Consider the following 21,365-nt stretch of genomic DNA (forward strand, 5'->3'; position numbering starts at 1 on the left):
AGGAAGGTCGAGCGGAGGGCGAGGCTGCGGCGATCTTGGCTGTGCTCGATGCCCGTGGCCTGGAGATCTCCTCTGACACGCGCGACCGGATCACTCGCTGCGACGATCTGAAGGTGCTGGAGACCTGGATCCGCCGGGCGGTCACGGTGAACTCGGCGGACGAACTCTTCGCGTGAAGCGAGCGCCAGGTCAGTCGTCTCGCTTGGCGGCGGTGAGGAGCGCGTCGAACAGGGGGCCATCCTCGTCGGCCTCGGGATGCCACTGGACGGCCAGCGCGAACGGATGACCGACTAGTTCGACGGCCTCGATCGTGCCGTCCTCCGACCGGGCGGTGACCTCCAGGCCGTGCCCCGGCCGATCGATCGCCTGGTGGTGGTAGTGCGCCGGGAGGAGGCGGTCGTCCCGGTAGATCTCGGCCAGCGCGGGCGAGAGCCGTACGGGGACGCGGCCGAAGGTCCCGGGGGCGGGCGAGTGGCCGGCGTGGCCGACCACCTCGGGGAGATGCTGGTGGAGCGTGCCCCCCAGGGCCACGTTGAGGACCTGGAGTCCGCGGCAGATGCCGAGGAACGGCAGGTTCGCCTCCAGCGCGGCCCGCATCAATCCGAACTCCGCCTCATCACGAAATTTCCGTACGTATCCGGTTTGCTCGTGCGCGGTGGAGCCGTAGCGGGCGGGGTCGATGTCGCCGCCGCCCGCGATGATCAGGCCGTCGAGCCGACCGGCCAGCTCGGCGGGATCGCCCGCGGGCGGGATGATCACCGGCTGGCCGCCGGCCCGCGCGACGTGCTCCACGTACGCGTACGGCAGCAGCGCGGTGGTCATGTCCCAGACCGTGAACTGGGCGGGCTCCACGTAACACGTGATGCCGATGACCGGTCGTGACATGACCACCTCCTCGAGCGGGACCGTCGGTTACAGGGGGGTGACGTACGCCCCGGAGATGCCGCCGTCGACCAGGAACTCCGACGCGGTGATGAAACTCGAGTCGTCGGACGCGAGGAAGGCGACGGCGGCCGCGATCTCCTCGGCGCGGGCGAACCGCCCGATCGGCACGTGGACGAGCCGGCGCTGCGCCCGCTCGGGGTCCTTGGCGAACAGCTCGCGCAGCAGGGGAGTGTCCACCGGCCCCGGGCAGAGCGCGTTCACCCGGATGCCCTCGCGCGCGAACTGCACGCCGAGTTCGCGGCTCATCGCGAGCACGCCGCCCTTGGACGCGGTGTAGGAGATCTGCGACGTCGCCGAGCCCAGGACCGCCACGAACGACGCCGTGTTGATGATCGAGCCCTTGCCCTGCCGCCGCATGTACGGAAGGACGTGCTTGCAGCACAGGTAGACGCTGGTGAGGTTGACCTCCTGGACCCTGCGCCACGCCTCGATGCCGGTCTCGAGGATCGAGTCGTCCTCCGGCGGCGAGATCCCCGCGTTGTTGAAGGCGACGTCGACGCTGCCGTAGGTGTCGAAAGCGGTCTGGTACATCCGCACGACGTCGTCCTCGTTGGCCACGTCGGCGCGGACGAACAGTCCGCCGACCTCGTCGGCGACCTTCGACCCGGCCGCCTCGTCGAGGTCAACGGCCACGATCTTCGCGCCCTCCTGGGCGAACCGCTGCGCGGTGGCGAGGCCGATGCCGCTGCCCGCCCCCGTGATGACGGCGACGCGGTCTTGCAAACGCTGCATGTCTCTACTCCGTGGAAATGAAGACGTTCTTGGTCTCGGTGAAGGCGGCCAGGGCGTCGGGGCCGAGCTCCCGGCCGAGGCCGGACTGCTTGAAGCCGCCGAACGGCGTCCAGTAGCGGACGCTGGAATGGGAGTTCACCGACAGGTTGCCCGCCTCGACCGCCCGGGCGACCCGCAGGGCGCGCCCGACGTCCCGCGTCCAGATCGACCCGGACAGGCCGTACGCCGTGTGGTTGGCGATCCGAACGGCATGGGCCTCGTCGTCGAACGGGACGACGGACACGACCGGCCCGAAGATCTCCTCGGTGAACGCCCGGTGGAAGGCGCCGGATCCGTCGGCCAGCGGGTCGAACCCGGCGGGCGCGGCCAGAACGGTGGGGGCGAACCAGAAGCCGGGTCCGTCCGGGCACGACCCCGTCGTGTGCACGCCCTCGGCGGCCACGAACGACGCCACCCTTTCGCGGTGCTCGGCGCTGATCAGCGGGCCCATCTGCGTGGCGGGGTCGAGCGGGTCGCCGACCTTCACGTCGCGGACCGCCCGCGAGAGCCGTCCGAGGAAGTCGTCGTAGACGGAACGCTCCACCAGGATGCGCGACCGGGCGCAGCAGTCCTGCCCGGAGTTGTCGAAGACCGCCATCGGGGCGGACGCCGCCGCCCTGTCCAGGTCGGAATCGGCGAAGATGATGTTGGCGCTCTTGCCGCCGAGCTCCAGCGTCAGCCGCTTCACCTGGGCGGCGGCCTGGGCCGCGATCAGCTTGCCCACCTCGGTCGAACCCGTGAACACGATCTTGCGCACGTCCGGGTGCCCGACGAGCCGGGCGCCCGCCACCTCGCCCGCACCGGGGACGACCTGCAGCACGCCCTCGGGAATGCCGGCCTCGAGGGCCAGCTCAGCCAGCCGCAGCGCCGTCAGCGGGGTCCACTCCGCGGGCTTGACGACGACGGTGTTCCCCGCGGCAAGGGCCGGAGCCACCCCCCAGGTCATGATGACCATGGGGAAGTTCCACGGCACGATGACGCCGACGACACCCAGCGGCTCCTGGAACGTGATGTCCACACCGCCCGCGACGGGGATCTGCCTTCCGTGGTCGCGCTCGGGCGCTCCCGCGTAGAAGTTCAGGACGTCACGGACGTTTCCGGCCTCCCAGCGGGCGTTGCCGATCGTGTGGCCGGCGCCCGCGATCTCGAGCTGGGCCAGTTCCTCCGCGTGGTCCTCGACCACCTGGGCGAACCGCCGCAGCAGCCGAGCCCTCTCGCCCGGGGCGACCGACCGCCATGCGGGGAACGCCCGGCGCGCCCGCTCGACCACCCGGTCGACTTCGGCGGCGTCGGCCATGCCGACTTCGGCGACCACGCCCTCGGTCGCCGGATTGAGTACCTTCACAGCCTCTCGAACCCCCGATAGAGCTCCCAGTCGGTGACCGCCGCGTCGTAGGCGGCCAGCTCGACCCGTGCGTTGTTCGCGTAGTGCTCGACCACATCCTTGCCGAAGGCCGCCTCGGCGAGGTCGGACCCCTCCCACAGGGACAGTGCGTCGCGGAGCGTGGCCGGCACCGTCTCCGCCCCCGCGGCGTAGGCGTTCCCCGCGTAGGGCTCCTCCAGCGGCAGTTCCTCCTCGATCCCGCGCAGGCCCGCCGCGATCAGGGCGGACACCGCCAGGTACGGGTTCACGTCGCCGCCGGGCACGCGGTTCTCCACCCGGAGCGAGGGCCCGTGGCCGACGAGGCGCAGCGAGCAGGTCCGGTTGTCGATGCCCCACTTCACGGCGGTGGGGGCGAAGCTGCCCGGGACGTACCGCTTGTAGGAGTTGATGTTGGGCGCGTAGAAGAGGGTCAGCTCCCTGAGCGCGGCGAGCTGGCCGGCGATGAAGTGCTCGCCGACCTTGGAGAGCCCGTGCGGCTCCGTCCCCGCCATCACCGGCCGGCCCTCGGAGTCCCGCAGGGAGATGTGGATGTGGCAGGAGTTGCCCTCGCGCTGGTTCGGCTTGGCCATGAAGGTGATCGAGCTCCCCTCCTGGGCGGCGATCTCCTTGGCCCCGTTCTTGTAGATGACGTGGTTGTCGCACGTCGTCAGCGCGTCGGAGAACCGGAAGGCGATCTCGTGCTGGCCGAGGTTGCACTCGCCCTTGGCCGACTCCACGTACAGGCCGGCACCCTCCATGGCGAGCCGGATCCTCCGCAGCAGCGGCTCGATCCTGGCGGTGCCGAGCAGGGAGTAGTCGACGTTGTAGAGGTTGGCGGGCGTCAGGTCGCGGTAGCCGCGCCGCCACGCGTCCTCGTAGGTGTCGTTGTAGACGCAGAATTCCAGCTCGGTGCCGACGAAGGCGGTCCATCCCCGGTCGGCCAGCCGGGCGATCTGCCGGCGCAGGATCTGCCGGGGGGAGGGGACGACGTCGGACCCGTCCTCCCAGACCAGGTCGGCCAGCAGCAGCGCGGTTCCCTCCTGCCAGGGGACCCGGCGCAGCGTCGCGAGGTCGGGCCGCATCACGAAGTCGCCGTAGCCGCGGTCCCACGACGACATGGCGTAGCCGTCCACCGTGTTCATGTCGACGTCGACCGCGAGCAGGTAGTTGCACCCCTCCGCCGCGTGGCCCAGTACCTCCTCGAGGAAGTACCGCGCCGACAGGCGCTTGCCCTGCAGCCTGCCCTGCATGTCGGTGACCGCGAGCAGGACGGTGTCCACGCGACCGGCCTCGATGTCGCCGCGGAGCTGCTCAACGTCAAGCACGGCGCCTCCTGTCAAAAGTCTGGAAACAGACCATTGAAGGGCATGCAAGCACCAGGGCTGCCCCTGAGTCAACAACGCTCCGTGGGTTAACCTCGGCCCACGGGGGCCGATTCGCGAAGGGACGGTGGAGCATGGACGGGTCCGCGACAGGGGCCGTCTCGCTCCTCAGGCCGGTTCGGGCGGGCAACGCGTTCGAGGAGACCGTCGAACGGCTGTTGCAGGCCATCAAGCTCGGCGTCGTCGCCCACGGGGAGAAGCTCCCGCCGGAGCGTGAGCTCGCCGCTCAGCTCGGGATCAGCCGCGTCACCTTACGTGAGGCGATCCGCGCGCTCCAGGAGGCCGGCTTCCTCGACGTACGGCGAGGCCGTTACGGCGGAGCGTTCGTCGTCTACCGGCCGCCGAGCCCGCGCAAGGGAGACCTGCGCCGCGCCGTCAACGAGATGGGGGCGGGCGGCCTGGAGGACGCGCTGACCTTCCGGATGGCGGTCGAGTGCGGCGCGGCCCAGATCCTGGCGGGGACGGAGCTCACCGACGGGCAGCGGGAGACGCTCGCCGCCCGTCTGGCCGGGGTGAACGACGCGGCGCCGGCCGACTACCGGCGGCTGGACACCGCCTTCCACCTCTCCATCGCCGAGCTGACCGGATCGCCCCTGCTGGCCGCCGCGTGCGCGGACGCCCGTCTGCGCGTGACCGACCTGCTGAACGCCATCCCGGTGCTCCGGCCCAACATCGAGCACGCCGCGACGCAGCACGCGGCCATCGTGGAAGCGATCCTGGAAGGCGATCCCGAGGGCGCTCGGCGTGCGGTGGCCGAGCACCTGGAGGGGACGGCCGCGCTGCTGCGCGCCTTCCTCGGCTGACCCGCCCCCCGCCTTCACCCGCAGTTCCGCCGATCGAGGACTCATCATGGCCGACTGGTACCTGGCTGGCGCGTCGCTCCACGAGGGTGCGCGCAGGTTGCCGCTGTTCTGCTTCTTCGTGGCGCTGATCGTCGCCTTCGTGGGCACGCGCGTGAACGTCCGGCTGATCCGTTCGCGGGTGCGCTGGTTCGGCAACGTCAGCGTCGGGGAGACGCACATCCACCACGTCGTGTTCGGCGTCGTGCTCATGTTGCTCAGCGGGGTCGCCGGTCTGATCCTGTCCAGCGTCTCCATCGGGTGGTACGCCTTCTCCGCGGCGCTCTTCGGCGTCGGGGCGGCGCTCGTGCTCGACGAGTTCGCCCTGCTGCTGCACCTGCGCGACGTCTACTGGCAGGAGGAGGGGCGCACCTCCGTCGACGCCGTCTTCGTGGCCGTGGCGGCGACCGGTCTGCTGCTGCTCGGGCTGCGCCCGCTCGCCTGGGGCGGCTCGGACGGCGCCTTCGGCGGCAGAGGGACGGCGGTGGCGATCCTCGTCGTCAATCTCGTCTTCGCCGTGATCACCCTGCTCAAGGGGAAGATCTGGAGCGGCCTCATCGGGTTGTTCGTTCCGCCGTTCGTCTACATCGGCGCCATACGGCTCGCCCGCCCCGGATCGCCGTGGGCCCGGTGGTACTACTCGGAGGTCGCCAGGAGGCCCAAGCCGCGCCGGATGGCGAAAGCCGTTCATCGTGAGGAACGGTGGCGCAGGCCCGTCATCCGCGTGAAGATCGCTTTTCAGGAGTTCGTCTCCGGACGCCATGACGTTCCGTCGTCACACCGCCGATCCCGCCGCCATGAATCAATAGATAACTGAAATACGGGTATTTATCCATGCGAAGTCGTTTCCGGGGTGGGGAGTCGGCGGCATGGAATCGAAGGGGCATTTCGAATTTCAGGAAATGGCGGCGCGGTTGAAACGGGAAGCCGCCCTGCTGACGGGCGACGGACTGCTCGCCGCCGAGGCACGCACCGAGGAGGCGGAGGCGAGGTTGTGCCTGACCTGGCACGCCGTCGCCGAGACCGCCAGGGAGATGCGTCAGCTGTACGGCGTGGCGGGCTGACCGCCGTGTCCCCCGACCTCCCCGACCTCCCTGACCTGGACTGATCGGATTGCCCGCTCTGGGCGCGCACACGGCCGCCGTCGGCGACCTACGGTCGCAGTGAACCGACGAAACGGCGTGGCCGCGCACAGGGAGTGTCATGGGGACGGACGACGCGGAGCCGGGGGACCGGCCGGCAGGCATGGTGCGCGACCGGGGGTCCTGGCGGCTTCTGCTCGGCCAGGTGCGACCGAACAGGAAGGCGCTGGTGCTCGGCGCCTCGCTCAGCCTGATCGGCACCTTCGCCGGGCTGGCCATGCCCGTTCTCGCCAAGTCGGTCATCGACGCGTTCGGCCGGGGCGCCGCCCTGGCCGGGCCGCTGGCGGGGTTGTCGCTGGCCGTCCTGGCGGGCGCACTGATCGCCGCCTGGGGCCGGTTCGTGCTGGAGCGGATGGGCGAGGGCATCGTGCTGGCGACTCGCAAGAGCCTCGTCGAGCGCATCCTCCGCCTCAAGGTGCCGGACGTGGACAGGCTCAAGCCGGGAGACCTGCTCTCGCGGGTCAGCGCCGACACGACGCTGCTGCGCGCCGTCTACACCGACGCGCTGGCAGGCACGGTGGGGTCGGTGTTCATGTTCCTGGGCGCCGTGGTCCTCATGGCGATCATGGACGGTCTGCTGCTCCTGGTCACCCTCGGCGTGGTGGCCCTGGTGGGCCTCATGGGCCTGGCGGTCGCGCCCAGGATCCGCCGCGCTTCCCTTGAGGCGCAGACGGCCCTCGGGGAGATGGGCTCCGTCCTCGACCGCGCGCTGCAGGCGTTCCGCACGGTGAAGGCCAACGGCGCGGAGTCACGTGAGATCGCCGTGGTGTCCGGCGCGGCGACGCTCGCGCGCGACCGCGGCGTCACGGCCGCCGCGTGGACCTCCGTCGCGGGCACCGGAGCCTGGACGTCTGTCCAGCTCGCGTTCATCGCGGTGCTCGGCGTGGGCGGCGCGCGCGTCGCGAGCGGGGCGATGGAGGTCTCCGCGCTCATCGCGTTCATGCTGTACCTGTTCTATCTGGTCGCCCCGATCGGGCAGCTCATCCAGAGCCTCACCCAGCTCCAGGTCGCCATGGCGGCGGTCACCCGGATCCAGGAGGTGACCGCGCTCGACGCCGAGCCCGCGGCCTCCGTCGGCGCGGCGCGGCCGCTGGACCGCACACCCGTCGGCGTGCGCTTCGACGGCGTGGCCTTCCGATACGGCGAGGACCGCCCGGTCGTCCACGACCGGGTCAGCTTCGAGGTGGCCGCGGGCGGCATGACGGCCCTCGTGGGACCGTCCGGAGCGGGCAAGTCCACGGTCTTCGGGCTGATCGAGCGCTTCTACGAGCCGCAGGCGGGGACGGTCCTCGTCGGTGGGCGTGACGTCAGGGAATGGCCCCTCGGCGAGCTGCGGGCCGCGCTCGGCTATGTGGAGCAGGACGCGCCGGTCCTGGCCGGCACGCTCAGGGAGAACCTCGTCTTCGGCGCCCCGGAGGCCACGGACGAGGAGATCGCGCGGGCCCTCGCGCGGACCCGGCTCGACGACCTGGTCGAGCGGCTGCCCGCAGGCGTGGAGACCATGGTGGGCCATCGCGGGGTGCTGCTCTCGGGCGGCGAGCGCCAGCGGGTCGCCATCGCCAGGGCGTTGCTCCGCCGGCCGTCCCTGCTCCTCCTGGACGAGGCCACCTCGCAGCTCGACGCCGTCAACGAACTCCGGCTGCGCGAGGTGGTGGCCGAGGTCGCCAGGGAGACCACGGTGCTGGTGATCGCCCACCGCCTGTCCACGGTGACCGGCGCCGACCGGATCATCGTGATGGAGGCGGGCAGGGTGCGCGCCACGGGCACGCACGAGGAACTCGTCGACTCCGACGACCTCTACCGGGAGCTGGCGGCGACCCAGTTCCTCGTGTCGTCCTGACACCGGGCGTCGTCACACCGGGCATCGTCGCGTGGCCGTGGACGCCTGTGCGGCCGGAGGATCCGGTGACGTACGGCGACCGTGATGGCAAAGCCGTACGCAGCCTTTACGCCGGTCCACAGCTTGGCGGCTCAGGAAATCGGGAACTCCCGGAGTGCGGAACCTCTCCTTCACCTCAGCCGGAGTCGCCGGGTCCAACGCGCGTGCGGGCGCGTCCGGGGACGAAGGCCGAAGACGGGGCGTCCCGGGGGGTGTACCCCGGGGCGCCCCGTCACCAGAAGACTCGCCAGGAGAGCCGCGCCTGCGGACGCGTTCACTAGAGTGTCGGGGTGCCGCCCGGCCCCGGCCGTAGCGGGCCGGACGAGTGCGGCGCTGCCCTGGAGGATCTGTGCGCGTGACCTACTGGTGCGAGATGGCGTGGCTGCCGCCAGGTGAGGTCGTGGAGAGCGTGGCCGTGATCGTCGACGGCGCGCGCGTCGCCGAGGTGCATGCCGGCGTCCCTGCCCCGCCCGGAGCCGTGCTGCTGACCGGGCTGACCCTTCCCGGACTCGCCAACGGCCACTCGCACGCGTTCCACCGGGCGCTGCGCGGTCACACGCAGGTCGGCAGGGGCAGCTTCTGGACGTGGCGCGAGCAGATGTACGGCGTGGCGGCCCGGCTCGATCCTGACACCTACCTGGACCTGGCCAGGGCGGTCTACGCGGAGATGGCACTGGCCGGGATCACCTGTGTCGCCGAGTTCCACTACCTGCACCACGGCCCCGGCGGCGTGCCGTACGACGACCCCAACGTCATGGGCCACGTCCTGGTGCGCGCGGCCCGGGAGGCCGGTCTGCGGATCGTGCTGCTCGACACGTGCTATCTCACCGGCGGAATCGGCAACGCCCTCACCGGCCCCCAGGTGCGCTTCGGCGACGGCGACGCGGACGGCTGGGCGTCGCGGGCCGAGGAACTGGCGCTGGCGTACGAGGGGCAGGAGGACGTGGAGATCGGCGCCGCGATCCACTCCGTGCGCGCGGTGCCGCCGGAGCAGATGCACGTGGTCGTCGACTTCACCCACCGGCACTCGGGGCCGCTGCACGTCCACGTGTCCGAGCAGCGCGCCGAGAACGAGGCGTGTGTCGAGGCCTACTCCGCCACTCCCGTGCAGGTGCTGCATGATCACGGCGTCCTCGGGCCGCGCTCGACCGCCGTGCACGCGACGCACCTGTCGGACGTGGACGTGGCGCTGCTCGGCGGCTCGACCACGCACGTGTGCATGTGCCCGACGACCGAGCGCGACCTCGCCGACGGCATCGGGCCGGCCCGCCGCCTGTTCGACGCCGGGTCGCCGATCACGCTGGGCTCCGACAGCCAGGCGGTGGTCGACCTGTTCGAGGAGGCCAGGGCCGTCGAACTGGACGAGCGCCTGGCCACCATGGAGCGCGGGCACTGGCGCGCCGCCGACCTGCTGAACGCCGCCACCGCCGCGGGCCACGCGTCGCTGGGCTACCCCGACGCGGGCAGCCTGGTCCCGGGAGCCTGGGCCGACCTGGTGTCCGTCCGCCTCGACTCGGTCCGTACGGCGGGGGCGACCCGGCCGACGGCCGCGGAGTCCGTGGTGTTCGCGGCGACGGCGGCGGACGTCCACTCGGTGGTCTCGGGCGGCCACGTGATCGTGCAGGACGGACGGCACGTGCTCGGCGACGTCGGCGCCCTCCTGCGTGACGCCGTCGCACGGGTCCGGGCGTAGATCGTCCGGAATCAGCGGTTTGCGCCCCGCGTACGGTGGCGAGGATAGGGAATCGTGGAGCGAGGCCGATGACTTCAACGGTGTTCGACGGGATCGGGCTGCTGTACACGGCGGACCCGTCCCGCGAGGAGATCGAGGACGCCGCGGTGGTGGTGGAGGACGGCGTCGTCCGATGGATCGGGCGGTCCGCCGACGCGCCCGCGGCCGACGAGCGGGTGGACGCGGAGGGACGCGCGGTGATCCCCGGGTTCGTGGACAGCCACGCGCACCTGGTGTTCGCCGGAGACCGCACCGCCGAGTTCGCCGCGCGGATGGCCGGGCAGCGCTACTCGGCCGGCGGCATCCGCACCACGGTCGCCGCGACCAGGGAGGCGACCGTACCGGAACTGGCCGCCACCACCGCGCTGCTGGTGACCGAGATGACCGCGCAGGGCACGACGACCTTCGAGATCAAGAGCGGTTACGGCCTGACGGTCGAGAGCGAGCGGCGCTGCCTGGAGATCGCCGGCCAGTTCACCACGGAGACGACCTACCTCGGGGCCCATGTGGTGCCCCCGGAGGTGTCGCCCGATGACTACGTCCGCACCGTGACCGGCCCCATGCTGGACGCGTGCGCGCCCCACGCGCGATGGATCGACGTGTTCTGCGAGCGCGGCGCGTTCGACGAGGAGCAGAGCAGGGAGATCCTGGGCGCGGGGATCAAGGCAGGCCTCCGGGCGAGGATCCACGCCAACCAACTGGGTGAGGGCCCGGGCGTGCGGGTCGCCTGCGAGATGGGAGCGGCGTCGGCCGACCACTGCACCCATCTGACCGACGCGGACGTCGCCGCCCTGGCGGACTCCGGCGTGGTCGCGACACTGCTGCCCGGAGCGGAGTTCTCCACGCGGTCGCCCTATCCGGACGCCCGCCGGCTGCTCGACGCCGGGGTCGCCGTCGCGCTCGCCACCGACTGCAACCCGGGCTCCTCCTTCACGACGTCCATGCCGTTCTGCGTGGCCCTGGCCGTGCGGGAGATGCGGATGACGCCGCTCGAGGCCGTACGCGCGGCCACCCGCGGCGGGGCGCAGGCTCTGCTGCGCGACGACGTCGGCACGCTGCGGGAGGGCGCCCAGGCCGATCTCGTGATGCTGAACGCGCCGTCCTACGTCCATCTCGCCTACCGGCCGGGGGTTCCTCTGGTGGCCCAGGTGTGGCGGTCGGGCCGCAGAGCCGTTTGATCATCCTCTACCGGGGTAATCGGTCTTTTTCTGGGGATCACATCCTCCTTGGGGATGAATCCGAAACCATTCCGCGGGCGTATTAATTTAGGGAATCTTTGCCCCGCATAAACCGTTGTCAGGTTCAGGACGTCGAAGTCGAGGAATCCGTGTTCACTCGCGGGGGAACCGGCTCCGGGGGCCGGCTTCTAACACGGTGCAGACTGCGGCGCGGCGGAACGAGGTGCCATCGAATGGCGACGGGGAATCGGACGCAGGATCAGCAGGTATCCGACCGGGATCTGTTGGGGACATATCTCGCCGAGATCGGGCGGGTGCCGCTTTTGACCGCGGAGCAGGAGGTCGAGCTCGCCAAGCGCATCGAGGCCGGCCTGCTCGCGGAGCACCTGCTCGACGGCGGCCGGGCGGAGCCCAAGGTCTCCGATGCGGCCGATGAGGAGCTTGAGCGCATAGCGATTTCCGGCAGGCGGGCCAAGGACGAGTTCATTCAGGCCAACCTGCGTCTCGTGGTCGCCGTGGCGAGGAAGTACTCGGGGCGGGGGATGCCCCTGATCGATCTCGTCCAGGAGGGGAACCTGGGCCTGGTCCGGGCGGTCGAGAAGTTCGACTACCAGCGGGGGTACAAGTTCTCGACCTACGCCACGTGGTGGATCAGGCAGTCGGTGGGCCGCTCGATCCACGAGCAGGCGCGCCCGGTGCGCCTCCCCACGCACGCCGGGGAGCAGATGACACGCCTGATGCGCGTCCGCAGGGACATGCTGGCCGAGTTCGACGCCGAGCCGACGGACGCCGATCTGGCGGCGGTGCTCGACCTGCCGATCGAGCGGGTGCAGGAGCTGCGCCGGTGGGCCTCGGATCCGGTGTCCCTCCAGCTCGGCGTGGGCGACGAGGACGAGACCGAGCTCGGCGACATGATCGCCGATGAGACGTGGGCGGATCCGGAGCAGCAGGCGCTCGCGACGCTGGAGAAGGAGCGCCTCGAGGAGTGGCTGACCGGGCTCGAAGGCCGGACCCGCGAGATACTCCGCTGGCGTTACGGCCTCGTCGACGGCCGTGAGCACACCCTCACCGAGGTGGGCGAGCGCTACGGCATCGGCCGTGACCGGGCCAGGAGGCTGGAGCGGGACGCGCTGTCGCGGCTGCGGAAGATGGCCACCGCGGCGGCCTGACGTCCGGCCGGGCCGTGGCCGGAAACCTCCGCGACGCACGGGGGCAGGTTTTTTCCCCGAACGCGCACCCTTAGGGGTGCGCGTTTTGCGTTCGCCGGAGCTGTCCGAAACCTCCCTGTAACGCTCGTTCCCTGTGTTTCACAGATGTGAAACACGAAGAGGCGTGACCTGAAACGGCGGAAGAACACGCTGTCGCCAACGTCAGTGCGCCCGCCGGCCGATGATGCCCCGGACGAAGCCACTGCGGGAGTGATAACCGGCCACACGGCAAATTTGTAAGGAGGGCCGCGTCGATGAAGATCGATACCGGCACCACCGCCTGGATGATCACAGCCACCGCCCTGGTGCTGCTGATGACTCCCGGCCTCGCGTTCTTCTACGGGGGCATGACCAGGGCCAAGAGCGTCCTGAACATGATGATGATGTCGTTCGTCAGCATCATCACAGTGACAATCGCCTGGGTTCTGTATGGGCATTCGCTCGCTTTCGACACCTTCGGCGACGGCAGTGGTTTCCTGAACAAGATCATCGGTGGTGGTGACGCGCTCGGGCTGCAAAGCCTCGTCGACACGGCGACCAAGGACGACGGCACCGGCATGCCGAGCCTGGTGTTCTCGGCCTTCCAGCTCACCTTCGCCATCATCACGGTCGCCCTCATCAGCGGCGCCATCGCCGACCGTGCCAAGTTCGGCGCGTGGGTCGTCTTCGGCGTCGCGTGGGCGACGCTGGTCTACTTCCCCGTGGCGCACTGGGTGTGGGGCGGCGGCTGGCTCGCCGGGCTCGGCATCGAGGACTTCGCCGGCGGCACCGTCGTCCATGTGAACGCCGGAGCCGCGGGCCTCGCACTCGCCTTCGTGCTCGGGAAGCGGACCGGCTGGCGCAAGGACCCCATGCGCCCGCACAACCTGACCCTGGTCCTCCTCGGCGTCGGCCTGCTGTGGTTCGGCTGGTTCGGCTTCAACGCGGGCTCGGAGCTGGCGGTCGACGGCACCGCCGGTCTGGCCTTCATGAACACCCAGATCGCCACCGCTGTCGCCGCGGGCGCCTGGCTTCTGGTGGAGAAGCTGCGTGACGGGCACTCGACGACGCTGGGCGTCGCGTCCGGCGCCGTCGCCGGTCTGGTCGCCATCACCCCCGCCTGTGGTTTCGTCGACCCGTGGGCGGCCGGAGTGCTGGGCGCCATCGCCGGTACGGTCTGCGCCTACGCCGTCGGTCTGAAGTACAAGTTCGGGTTCGACGACTCGCTCGACGTGGTGGGCGTGCACCTGGTCGGCGGTGCGATCGGCGCCGTCTCCCTCGGCATCATCGCGGCCTACCCGTTCGCGGACGGCCAGGAGAAGGGTCTCCTGTACGGCGGTCCGATCTCCCAGCTCGGTGTCCAGGCGCTCGGCCCTCTGGTCGTGGGTTTGTACTCCTTCGCCATGGCGTGGATCATCGGAAAGATCATCGACAAGACGATGGGCTTCCGCATCGACCAGGAGGAAGAGGTCACCGGCATCGACATCACCACCCACGCCGAGACCGGGTACGACCTCGGCACCGTCCACTCCTCGGGGGTGGCCTCCGTCAACGGGCCCGTCCCCGCTTCGGCGAAGAAGGTTGACGCATGAAACTCATCACGGCAGTGATCAAGCCCTTCAAGCTCGACGACGTCAAGGCGGCGTTGGAGCAGTTCGGCATCAAGGGCATGACGGTCAGCGAGGCCAGCGGCTACGGCCGGCAGCGCGGCCACACCGAGGTGTACCGCGGCGCCGAGTACCAGGTCGACCTGGTGCCCAAGGTGCGCCTCGAGGTCCTGGCCGAGGAGGACGACGCCGAGGACGTCATCGACGTGATCGTCAAGGCCGCGCAGACAGGGAAGATCGGCGACGGCAAGGTCTGGTCCGTCCCCGTGGACACGGTCGTCCGGGTCCGCACGGGGGAGCGCGGGCCAGAGGCCCTGTAACCGGATGATGAGGGGGGAAGCCCGTTCGTTCGCCGCGGCCCGCAAGGATCGGGCCGCGGACATCGACAGGTGGCTCACCGATCTGTTCCGCACTGCGGGTGCGCAGCCGTACGCGCGTGAGGGACGGGCCGGTTCGGGCGGCAAGGGCGGACTCCCCGACGAACGAGGCACGCCCGGTCCCAACGGGATCGGAGGCGTCGCCCTCATGGCGGTCGGCAGCCTGGGGCGAGGAGAACTCGCCCCAGGCAGCGACCTCGACCTGGTGCTGCTCCACAACGGCCACGACGACGTCGCGCGGATCGCGGACCGTATCTGGTACCCCATCTGGGACTCCGGGATCGGGCTGGACCATTCGGTCCGCACGGTCGACGAGGCCGTGAAGGTCGCACGCGAGGACCTCAAGGCCGTGCTCGGGCTCATCCAGGCGCGCCACATCGTGGGCGATCCCGAGCTCACGCGCGCGGCCCGCGAGGCCGTCCTCGCGGAATGGCGGGCCGACTCCCGGCGCAGGCTCGGCGAGCTCAGGAGCGCGGTCGACCAACGCGCCGAGTCGAGCGGTGAACTGGCCTTCCTCCTCGAGCCCGACCTGCGGGACTCCCGGGGCGGCCTGCGCGACGTGCAGGCGATGCAGGCCGTCGCCGCGGCCTGGGTCGCCTCCGCTCCGGGCCCGCGCGTGCGTGAGGCCTACGAGTTCTTGCTGGACATCCGCCACGGCCTGCAGCTGGTCACCGCACGCGGCGCGGACCGCCTGGTCCTCCAGGAACAGGACGCCGTCGCCGGGACCCTCGGCCTGCTGGACGCGGAGGCGCTGATGCGCCGGCTCGCCGAGGCCGGCCGTACGGTCTCCCACTCGTTCGACGCCACCTGGCGGACCGTCGACCGGCTGCTTTCCGGCCCCGTGCCGCGCGGCCGGCGTCCGCTCGCCGACGGCGTGGTGGAGCACGGCGGCGAGGTCGTCCTGGCCCGCGGGGTGAGCCCGCGCAAGGATCCGACGCTCGTGCTCCGCGCCGCGGCCGCCGCCGCGGAGGCCGGGCTGCCCCTCGCGCCCGCCACCGTCTCCGTGCTCGCCGGGCAGTCGGCTCCCATCGACGTGCCGTGGCCCGAGGAGGCCCGTGCCGCTCTCGTGGCGTTGCTCGGTGCGGGCCGCGCCGCCGTACCGGTGTGGGAGGAGCTGGACCAGGCGGGCATCCTGGTGCGCCTGCTGCCCGACTGGGAGCGCGTACGGCACCGCCCGCAGCGCAATCCCGTGCACCGCTACACGGTCGACCGGCATCTGATCGAGACCGCGGCGGGGGCCGCGGCGTTCACCCGCGAGGTCTCGCGGCCCGACCTGTTGCTGATCTCCGCGCTCCTGCACGACATCGGCAAGGGATGGCCGGGCGACCACTCGACGACGGGCGAGGTCGTCGCCCGCGACATCGGCGTCAGGATGGGCCTGCCCCCGGCCGACGTCGAGATCGTGGCCACCGTCGTCCGCCACCACCTGCTGCTGCCCGAGACCGCGACCCGGCGGGACCTCGACGATCCGGTGACCATCGCCCGGGTGGCCGAGGCCGTCGGATCGCGTGAGGTCCTCGAACTGCTCGCGGCCCTCGCCGTCGCCGACGGGACCGCCACCGGCCCGGCCGCGTGGAACGCCTGGAAGGCCTCCCTCGTGTCCGACCTGGTCCGCCGGGTCAGGTCGGTGTTGTCCGGCACTCCGCCGACGCCCGCGCCCGTCCTGTCGCCGGAACAGGCTGCGCTCGCTCGGCACGGCGGCGGTGCCGTACGGGTCAACAAGGGCGCCGTCACCGTGGTCGCGCCCGACCGGCCCGGTCTGCTGTGGCGGGCGGCGGGCGTGCTGGCCGCGCACCGGATGGTCGTGCGGTCGGCGTCCGCCGCGTCCGCGGGGTCCACCGCGGTGATCGAGTTCGTCGTCGTGCCCGAGTACGGCACACCCCCCGACCCCGCGACGCTGGAGGCGGACCTCCGCCTGGTGCTCGCCGGGCGGCTCGACATCGAGGCGAGGCTGGCCAGGCGGACGAGGTCGATGCGGCCGCCCCGGGTGCCGGTTGCGCCTCCCCGCGTCACGCTCATCGACGACGCGTCCAACACGGCGACCGTGGTCGAAGTACGCGCGCACGACCGGCCGGGGTTGCTGTGGAAGATCGGGCGGGCCTTCGGCGAATGCGGTCTTGACGTGAGGGCTGCTCGCGTAGAGACTCTCGGCGCAGAGGCCGTTGACGTCTTCTACGTGGTGGACCGGACCGGCCAACCCATCGCTGACGAGGGACAACGCGCCCAGGTACGCGAGCACGTGCTGGCCGCCCTGCGGTGAGGAGAGCGACGATCGGCTTTCCTGTTGGTAACGATTGGGTGAGCCGACATGCGTACGGCCTCCGGCGCCCTTGACCTTGTGGTCGAATTGTCCCCGCCTGTATAGCTATGTAACTTCATGCTGTCCAGACGCATGAAGACATGCCGAAAGATGGCGGGGCCGGTGAGCACGGAGCAGTCGAAAAGCGATAAACACGCGCGGAAGAGGCGTTTCGCGCCGCGTAACTGGCGCGTACCCACCCGCGTGACGGCCCTCATCGTCGCTCCCACACTCGTGGCCGTGCTCCTCGCCGGCATCCGCGTCGTGGGGTCGATCGAAAGCCTCAACGGATATCAGCAGGTGAGGCAGAGCGCCGAGTACTCCGTCCGGCTGCGGGACCTGATCCAGCAGCTGGGCCTAGAGCGGGACATCTCCGTTTGGGGACCCAAGAAGAAGATCAAGCTGGGCACGGGCAAGTCCATCACGCTCGCCCAGCAGACACCGGTCGTGGACGGCCTGGTCAAGCAGGTGAACGCCGATCTCGATGAGATCGACGCCGGCTACGGAGTCCGCGCCGAGCAGGACGCCGAGCAGGCCGCCACAGGGCTGGCGGGGCTGGGCAACCTGCGGAAAAAGAGGGTGATCGACGGATACACCGCTCTCATCGCCACGCTCCTGCGACTTCACGACGAACTCGCCCAGACCAGCGACGACCCTGAAGTGGTCGGCGACGCGCGCGCGCTGACCGCGCTCGCCCACGCCAAGGAGGAGGCGTCCGAACAGCGGGGGACCCTCACCAGGGAACTGCTGGAGCGCAGGCAGGGGTTCGTCGGCACCGAGCTGACGGACTTCATCGCCTCCCAGTCGCGGCAGCAGTCGGACACCGACACCTTCATCACCGAGAGTCAGCCTGAGCAGTCCAAGCAACTGGTGACGCTGCTCAGCGACCCGGACGTCGTCGACGCCGAACTGGCCAAGGCCTGGGCGATCCAGCTCGGGACCCGGAACACGCCGCTGTCCACGTACAACGCGACGACCCGTTCGGAGACCCTGCAGCGCTGGTTCCAGCACAGCACCAAGACCATCGACCAGATGGCCACCGTCGAGCACCAGGTCTCGGCCGCGGTACTCGACCGGGCGCGGGACCTGCAGTCGTCGGAACAGCGCAACGTGCTGATCGCCGGTGGCCTGATCCTCGCGCTGCTCCTCCTCGTCCTCGCCACCACCGTCCTCATCGCGCGCTCGATGGTCCGGCCGCTGCGCCGCCTGCGCGTCGAGGCCCTCGAGATCGCGGGCCTGCGCCTGCCGGACATGGTCCGGCGGATGCGCGAGTCGGACGACACGAGCGAGCCCCATGTGCGGCCGATCTCCGTCGGCACGGAGGACGAGATCGGTGAAGTCGCCCAGGCCTTCGACGAGGTCCACCGGCAGGCCGTCCGCCTGGCGGCGGAGGAGTCGCGCCTGCGCGCCAACGTCAACGCGATGTTCGTGAACCTCTCACGTCGCACGCAGACGCTGGTGGAACGGCAGATCGCCCTGATCGACGGTCTGGAGCGAGGTGAGGAGGACGGACAGCGTCTGTCCGACCTGTTCAAGCTCGACCACCTGGCCACCCGCATGCGCCGTAACAGTGAGAACCTCCTGGTCCTCGCCGGGCACGAACCCGCGCGCAAGCGAAGCCAGCCCGCCCGACTGGTGGACGTGGTCCGCGCCTCCCTGTCGGAGATCGAGGACTACGAGCGAGTCACCGTCAAGGTCCACCGCAGCATCGCGATCGCCGGGCACGCGGCGAACGACATCGTCCACCTGGTCGCGGAGCTCGTCGAGAACGCCATCGCGTTCTCGCCGCGCAACACCCGGGTCATCGTGTCGAGCAACCCCGTCGAGGGCGGCGCGGTGATGCTGGGCGTGAGCGACGCCGGCATCGGCATGTCGCCCGAGGAGGTGGCGGACATCAACCACCGCCTCGCCGAGCCGCCCACCGTCGACGTTTCGGTCTCCCGGCGAATGGGCCTGTTCGTGGTCGGCCGCCTGGCGCTCCGCCACGGCATCCGGGTGCAGATGCGCCGCGGCGAGCAGGGCGGCATGATCGCCATGGTGCTGTTCCCCACGGAGATGATCTCCAACGCGGACCAGCCCGCGGCGGCCCAGCCGGCGACGGCCACGGTCGGGGCGTTCTCCGACCAGCCACAGGCGGGCGGCTCGTCGACGAGCGGCTTCCAGCCGTGGAGCGCGACTCAGTCGACGCCGGAGGCCCCCGGGACGTTCGCACCGTGGACCTCCTCCGCTCCGACGCCGCCCTCCAACGGCCTGCCCTCGCGCAGGTCGCCCGGGCGCGACGGCGGGCCGCTCGCGGCTCGAGGGGGAGCGGGTTCCGACCTGTCCTCGGACTCGGGCGCGTTCACACCCTCCGACTCGGGAGCCTTCTCGAGCAGCGACTCGGGCAGCTTCACCCGTACCGACTCGGGCAGCTTCTCGAGCAGCGACTCGGGAAGCTTCGCGCGTACCGACTCGGGAAGCTTCGCGCGTACCGACTCGGGAAGCTTCACGCGCACCGATTCGGGAGCTTTCGCACCCTTTGGCGCGCCGCCGGAGGAGACCACGGCCAGCTTCCCCGCGGTGGGCGACACCAACGGCGGACTGCCGGGTCGCCAGCGGCCGGGGCGTCCCACGTTCACCGAGCACTCCGGGGCGTTCCCCATCATGGAGTCCGGAGCGGCGACGGGACCTCTGCCTGTCGTGGAGGACGCGCCGCTCGAGCGTGGTGACGAGTACCTGCCGATCTTCGCGGCCGTCGAGTCGGCCTGGTTCCGTCGTCCGGCGCCCAACGGCGCGGGCACCGCGCCGCCGGCCCGGAACGACAAGACGGGTCAGGCGGGGAACGGGACGGTGCCGGATCCCGGCGCGTCGCGTCCCGCGGCCGCGGGGACTCCCGGAAGGGAGACGGGTCCCGTCCAGGGGTCGCCCGATCCGCTCGGCGCGAGTCCTGGCCAGGGAGCCTGGTGGTCCCGTGCGGACAGCGGCTTCGAAAAGGCGGCCGGTGTGGCGAAGGATCCCTCGCAGGGCGGGGTGACGGCGGCGGGTCTGCCGAAGCGGACGCCGAAGGCCAACCTGGTTCCGGGTTCGGTGGGCGGGGAAACCCCGGCCGCCGCGCCGCGGCCCCCGGTGTCGGCCGACGCGGTCCGCAGTCGTCTGTCGAGCTTGCAGCAGGGTGTACGGCGGGGCCGGGCCGATCTGGCCGGCGGGTCCGTCGATGGCTTGGGTAATGAGGAGGAGGGCTCGTGACTGAGCTCAGCGTGGAAGCACGCAGGTTCGACTGGCTGATCACCGAGTTCGTCGGTTCCACACCTGGTGTGGCACACGCGGTGGTGGTGTCGGCCGACGGTCTGCGGCTGGCACAATCCGACGGCTTCCCGGCTGACCGTGCCGACCAGTTGGCGGCCGTCGCCGCGGGTCTGCTCAGCCTCACGATGGGCGCCTCCCGGGTGTTCGAGGGGGGCGCGGTCACTCAGACCGTCGTGGAGATGCAGCGCGGACTGCTGTTGGTCATGGCGATCAGCGACGGTTCGTGTCTGACCGTGCTGGCCGCCCCCGACTGCGACATGGGCCTGGTGGCGTACCAGATGACTCTGCTTGTGGAGCGGGCCGGTCAGGTGCTCACGCCGGCGCTGCGCGCCGAGCTTCAGGTGTCTCGCCGATGACCACCGCAGGAGAGGGGTATGCGCGGGTCTGACGGGACAGAGGACGAGCCTCTGTTCCGTCCGTACGCCGTCACCGGTGGGCGTTCCGAGCCGCGCTACCACATGGCGATGGAAACGCTCGTATCATCGGTGACCTTGATGAGCGACGAATATTCTCTGCTCACCCCTGAGCAGGAATCGATCATGATGTTGTGCCGTTCCGTACGATCGGTCGCGGAGATCTCGGCGTTGCTGCGGGTCCCGCTCGGCGTGGCCAGGGTGCTCATCGCCGACATGGCCGACGAGGGTCTGGTCCGGCTGCACATGCCGCAGCTCAGCCAGGGACAGCCAGACCTCAACCTGCTCGAAAGGGTGCTCAGTGGACTACGCAGGCTCTAGCCGTGGTCTGACCTCGACGAAGATCGTCGTCGCGGGTGGGTTCGGCGTGGGGAAGACGACCTTCGTCGGGGCCGTCTCGGAGATCCTTCCCCTGACGACCGAGGCCGTGATGACCGACGCCAGCGCGGGAATCGACGACCTCGGGCTCACACCGAACAAGACGACGACCACCGTCGCCATGGACTTCGGCCGCCTCTCGCTGGACCAGGACCTGATCCTGTACCTGTTCGGTACTCCCGGCCAGCACCGGTTCTGGTTCATGTGGGACGACCTCGTCCGGGGTGCCATCGGGGCCGTCGTGCTCGTGGACAGCCGCCGGCTGGCGGACTGCTTCCCGGCGATCGACTACTTCGAGGAGGCGCAGCTGCCCTTCCTGGTCGCGCTGAACGGCTGGGACGGCAGCTTCGTCCACACGGAGGACGAGGTCAGGGAGGCGTTGTCGCTTCCGCCGCACGTTCCCGTCGTCCGCACGGACGCGCGTTCGCGGGATGCGGTTAAGACGACGCTCATCAGCCTGGTGGAGTACGTTCTGACAGTTCGTGCGGCGTACGGCCGGGCCCTCTGACGGTTTCCGGACGATTTCCGCGCCATGGGCGCGGTGGGTTTTCGAGGGCGGCGCCTGACAAGGCGCCGCCCTCTTTCAAT

The 21,365-nt window shown here is 70.6% G+C and carries 18 protein-coding genes; 14 read left to right on the top strand and 4 right to left on the bottom strand.

Annotated features, from left to right (window positions below):
- Positions 1-189: 189 nt before the first annotated feature.
- Genes Pka01_RS37030 through Pka01_RS37045 form a run of 4 tightly spaced genes read right to left on the bottom strand, consistent with a single transcriptional unit; the run spans position 190 to position 4,404 of the window.
- Positions 190-885 carry a gamma-glutamyl-gamma-aminobutyrate hydrolase family protein gene (locus Pka01_RS37030; protein ID WP_203887667.1) on the bottom strand — a complete coding sequence of 232 codons (696 nt, stop codon included), beginning with the start codon at positions 883-885 and terminating at the stop codon, positions 190-192.
- A 27-nt stretch (positions 886-912) separates the two neighbouring features.
- Entirely contained in the window at positions 913-1,677 is a 765-nt protein-coding gene (locus tag Pka01_RS37035; protein WP_203887668.1) for a 3-oxoacyl-ACP reductase, read from the bottom strand.
- Positions 1,678-1,681: 4 nt separating this feature from the next.
- A complete protein-coding gene (locus Pka01_RS37040; protein WP_239116087.1) occupies positions 1,682-3,013 on the bottom strand; it encodes an aldehyde dehydrogenase family protein in 1,332 nt (443 codons plus the stop codon).
- 44 nt (positions 3,014-3,057) lie between these two features.
- Positions 3,058-4,404, bottom strand: coding sequence for a glutamine synthetase family protein (locus tag Pka01_RS37045; RefSeq protein ID WP_239116024.1), 1,347 nt, complete (start codon positions 4,402-4,404; stop codon positions 3,058-3,060).
- A gap of 131 nt (positions 4,405-4,535) precedes the next feature.
- Between Pka01_RS37045 and Pka01_RS37050 the strand changes: the two genes are divergently transcribed.
- From Pka01_RS37050 to Pka01_RS37115, 14 genes are all read left to right on the top strand, one after another.
- The gene (locus Pka01_RS37050) at positions 4,536-5,264 is read left to right on the top strand and encodes a FadR/GntR family transcriptional regulator (protein ID WP_203887671.1); all 729 of its coding nucleotides are present in this window, start codon (positions 4,536-4,538) and stop codon (positions 5,262-5,264) included.
- A gap of 46 nt (positions 5,265-5,310) precedes the next feature.
- Complete coding sequence (locus tag Pka01_RS37055; RefSeq protein WP_203887672.1) at positions 5,311-6,117, top strand: hypothetical protein; 807 nt, start codon at positions 5,311-5,313, stop codon at positions 6,115-6,117.
- An 85-nt stretch (positions 6,118-6,202) separates the two neighbouring features.
- Positions 6,203-6,364 carry a hypothetical protein gene (locus tag Pka01_RS37060; RefSeq protein ID WP_203887673.1) on the top strand — a complete coding sequence of 54 codons (162 nt, stop codon included), beginning with the start codon at positions 6,203-6,205 and terminating at the stop codon, positions 6,362-6,364.
- A 139-nt stretch (positions 6,365-6,503) separates the two neighbouring features.
- Positions 6,504-8,282 (top strand): ABC transporter ATP-binding protein, encoded by a 1,779-nt coding sequence (locus tag Pka01_RS37065; protein ID WP_239116026.1) that lies wholly within the window; start codon positions 6,504-6,506, stop codon positions 8,280-8,282.
- Positions 8,283-8,670: 388 nt separating this feature from the next.
- Positions 8,671-10,014, top strand: coding sequence for a formimidoylglutamate deiminase (locus Pka01_RS37070; protein ID WP_203887674.1), 1,344 nt, complete (start codon positions 8,671-8,673; stop codon positions 10,012-10,014).
- Between the two features lie 68 nt (positions 10,015-10,082).
- On the top strand, positions 10,083-11,231 hold the full coding sequence (gene hutI, locus Pka01_RS37075; protein ID WP_203887675.1) for an imidazolonepropionase: 1,149 nt from the start codon (positions 10,083-10,085) through the stop codon (positions 11,229-11,231).
- Positions 11,232-11,464: 233 nt separating this feature from the next.
- The gene (locus Pka01_RS37080) at positions 11,465-12,400 is read left to right on the top strand and encodes a sigma-70 family RNA polymerase sigma factor (RefSeq protein WP_203887676.1); all 936 of its coding nucleotides are present in this window, start codon (positions 11,465-11,467) and stop codon (positions 12,398-12,400) included.
- A gap of 293 nt (positions 12,401-12,693) precedes the next feature.
- Positions 12,694-14,010, top strand: coding sequence for an ammonium transporter (locus Pka01_RS37085; RefSeq protein ID WP_203887677.1), 1,317 nt, complete (start codon positions 12,694-12,696; stop codon positions 14,008-14,010).
- A complete protein-coding gene (locus Pka01_RS37090) occupies positions 14,007-14,345 on the top strand; it encodes a P-II family nitrogen regulator (RefSeq protein ID WP_203887678.1) in 339 nt (112 codons plus the stop codon). Before Pka01_RS37085 ends, Pka01_RS37090 begins: the two co-directional genes overlap by 4 nt.
- Positions 14,346-14,349: 4 nt before the next feature.
- Positions 14,350-16,662, top strand: coding sequence for a [protein-PII] uridylyltransferase (locus Pka01_RS37095; RefSeq protein ID WP_239116028.1), 2,313 nt, complete (start codon positions 14,350-14,352; stop codon positions 16,660-16,662).
- 243 nt (positions 16,663-16,905) lie between these two features.
- Entirely contained in the window at positions 16,906-19,926 is a 3,021-nt protein-coding gene (locus tag Pka01_RS37100; protein ID WP_203887679.1) for a sensor histidine kinase, read from the top strand.
- A complete protein-coding gene (locus tag Pka01_RS37105; RefSeq protein ID WP_203887680.1) occupies positions 19,923-20,342 on the top strand; it encodes a roadblock/LC7 domain-containing protein in 420 nt (139 codons plus the stop codon). Before Pka01_RS37100 ends, Pka01_RS37105 begins: the two co-directional genes overlap by 4 nt.
- An 18-nt stretch (positions 20,343-20,360) precedes the next feature.
- Complete coding sequence (locus Pka01_RS37110) at positions 20,361-20,720, top strand: DUF742 domain-containing protein (protein WP_203887681.1); 360 nt, start codon at positions 20,361-20,363, stop codon at positions 20,718-20,720.
- Entirely contained in the window at positions 20,701-21,285 is a 585-nt protein-coding gene (locus Pka01_RS37115) for a GTP-binding protein (protein ID WP_373318233.1), read from the top strand. Before Pka01_RS37110 ends, Pka01_RS37115 begins: the two co-directional genes overlap by 20 nt.
- Positions 21,286-21,365: the final 80 nt, after the last annotated feature.

The organism is Planotetraspora kaengkrachanensis, assembly GCF_016862895.1.
Classification (GTDB): Bacteria; Actinomycetota; Actinomycetes; order Streptosporangiales; family Streptosporangiaceae; genus Planotetraspora; species Planotetraspora kaengkrachanensis.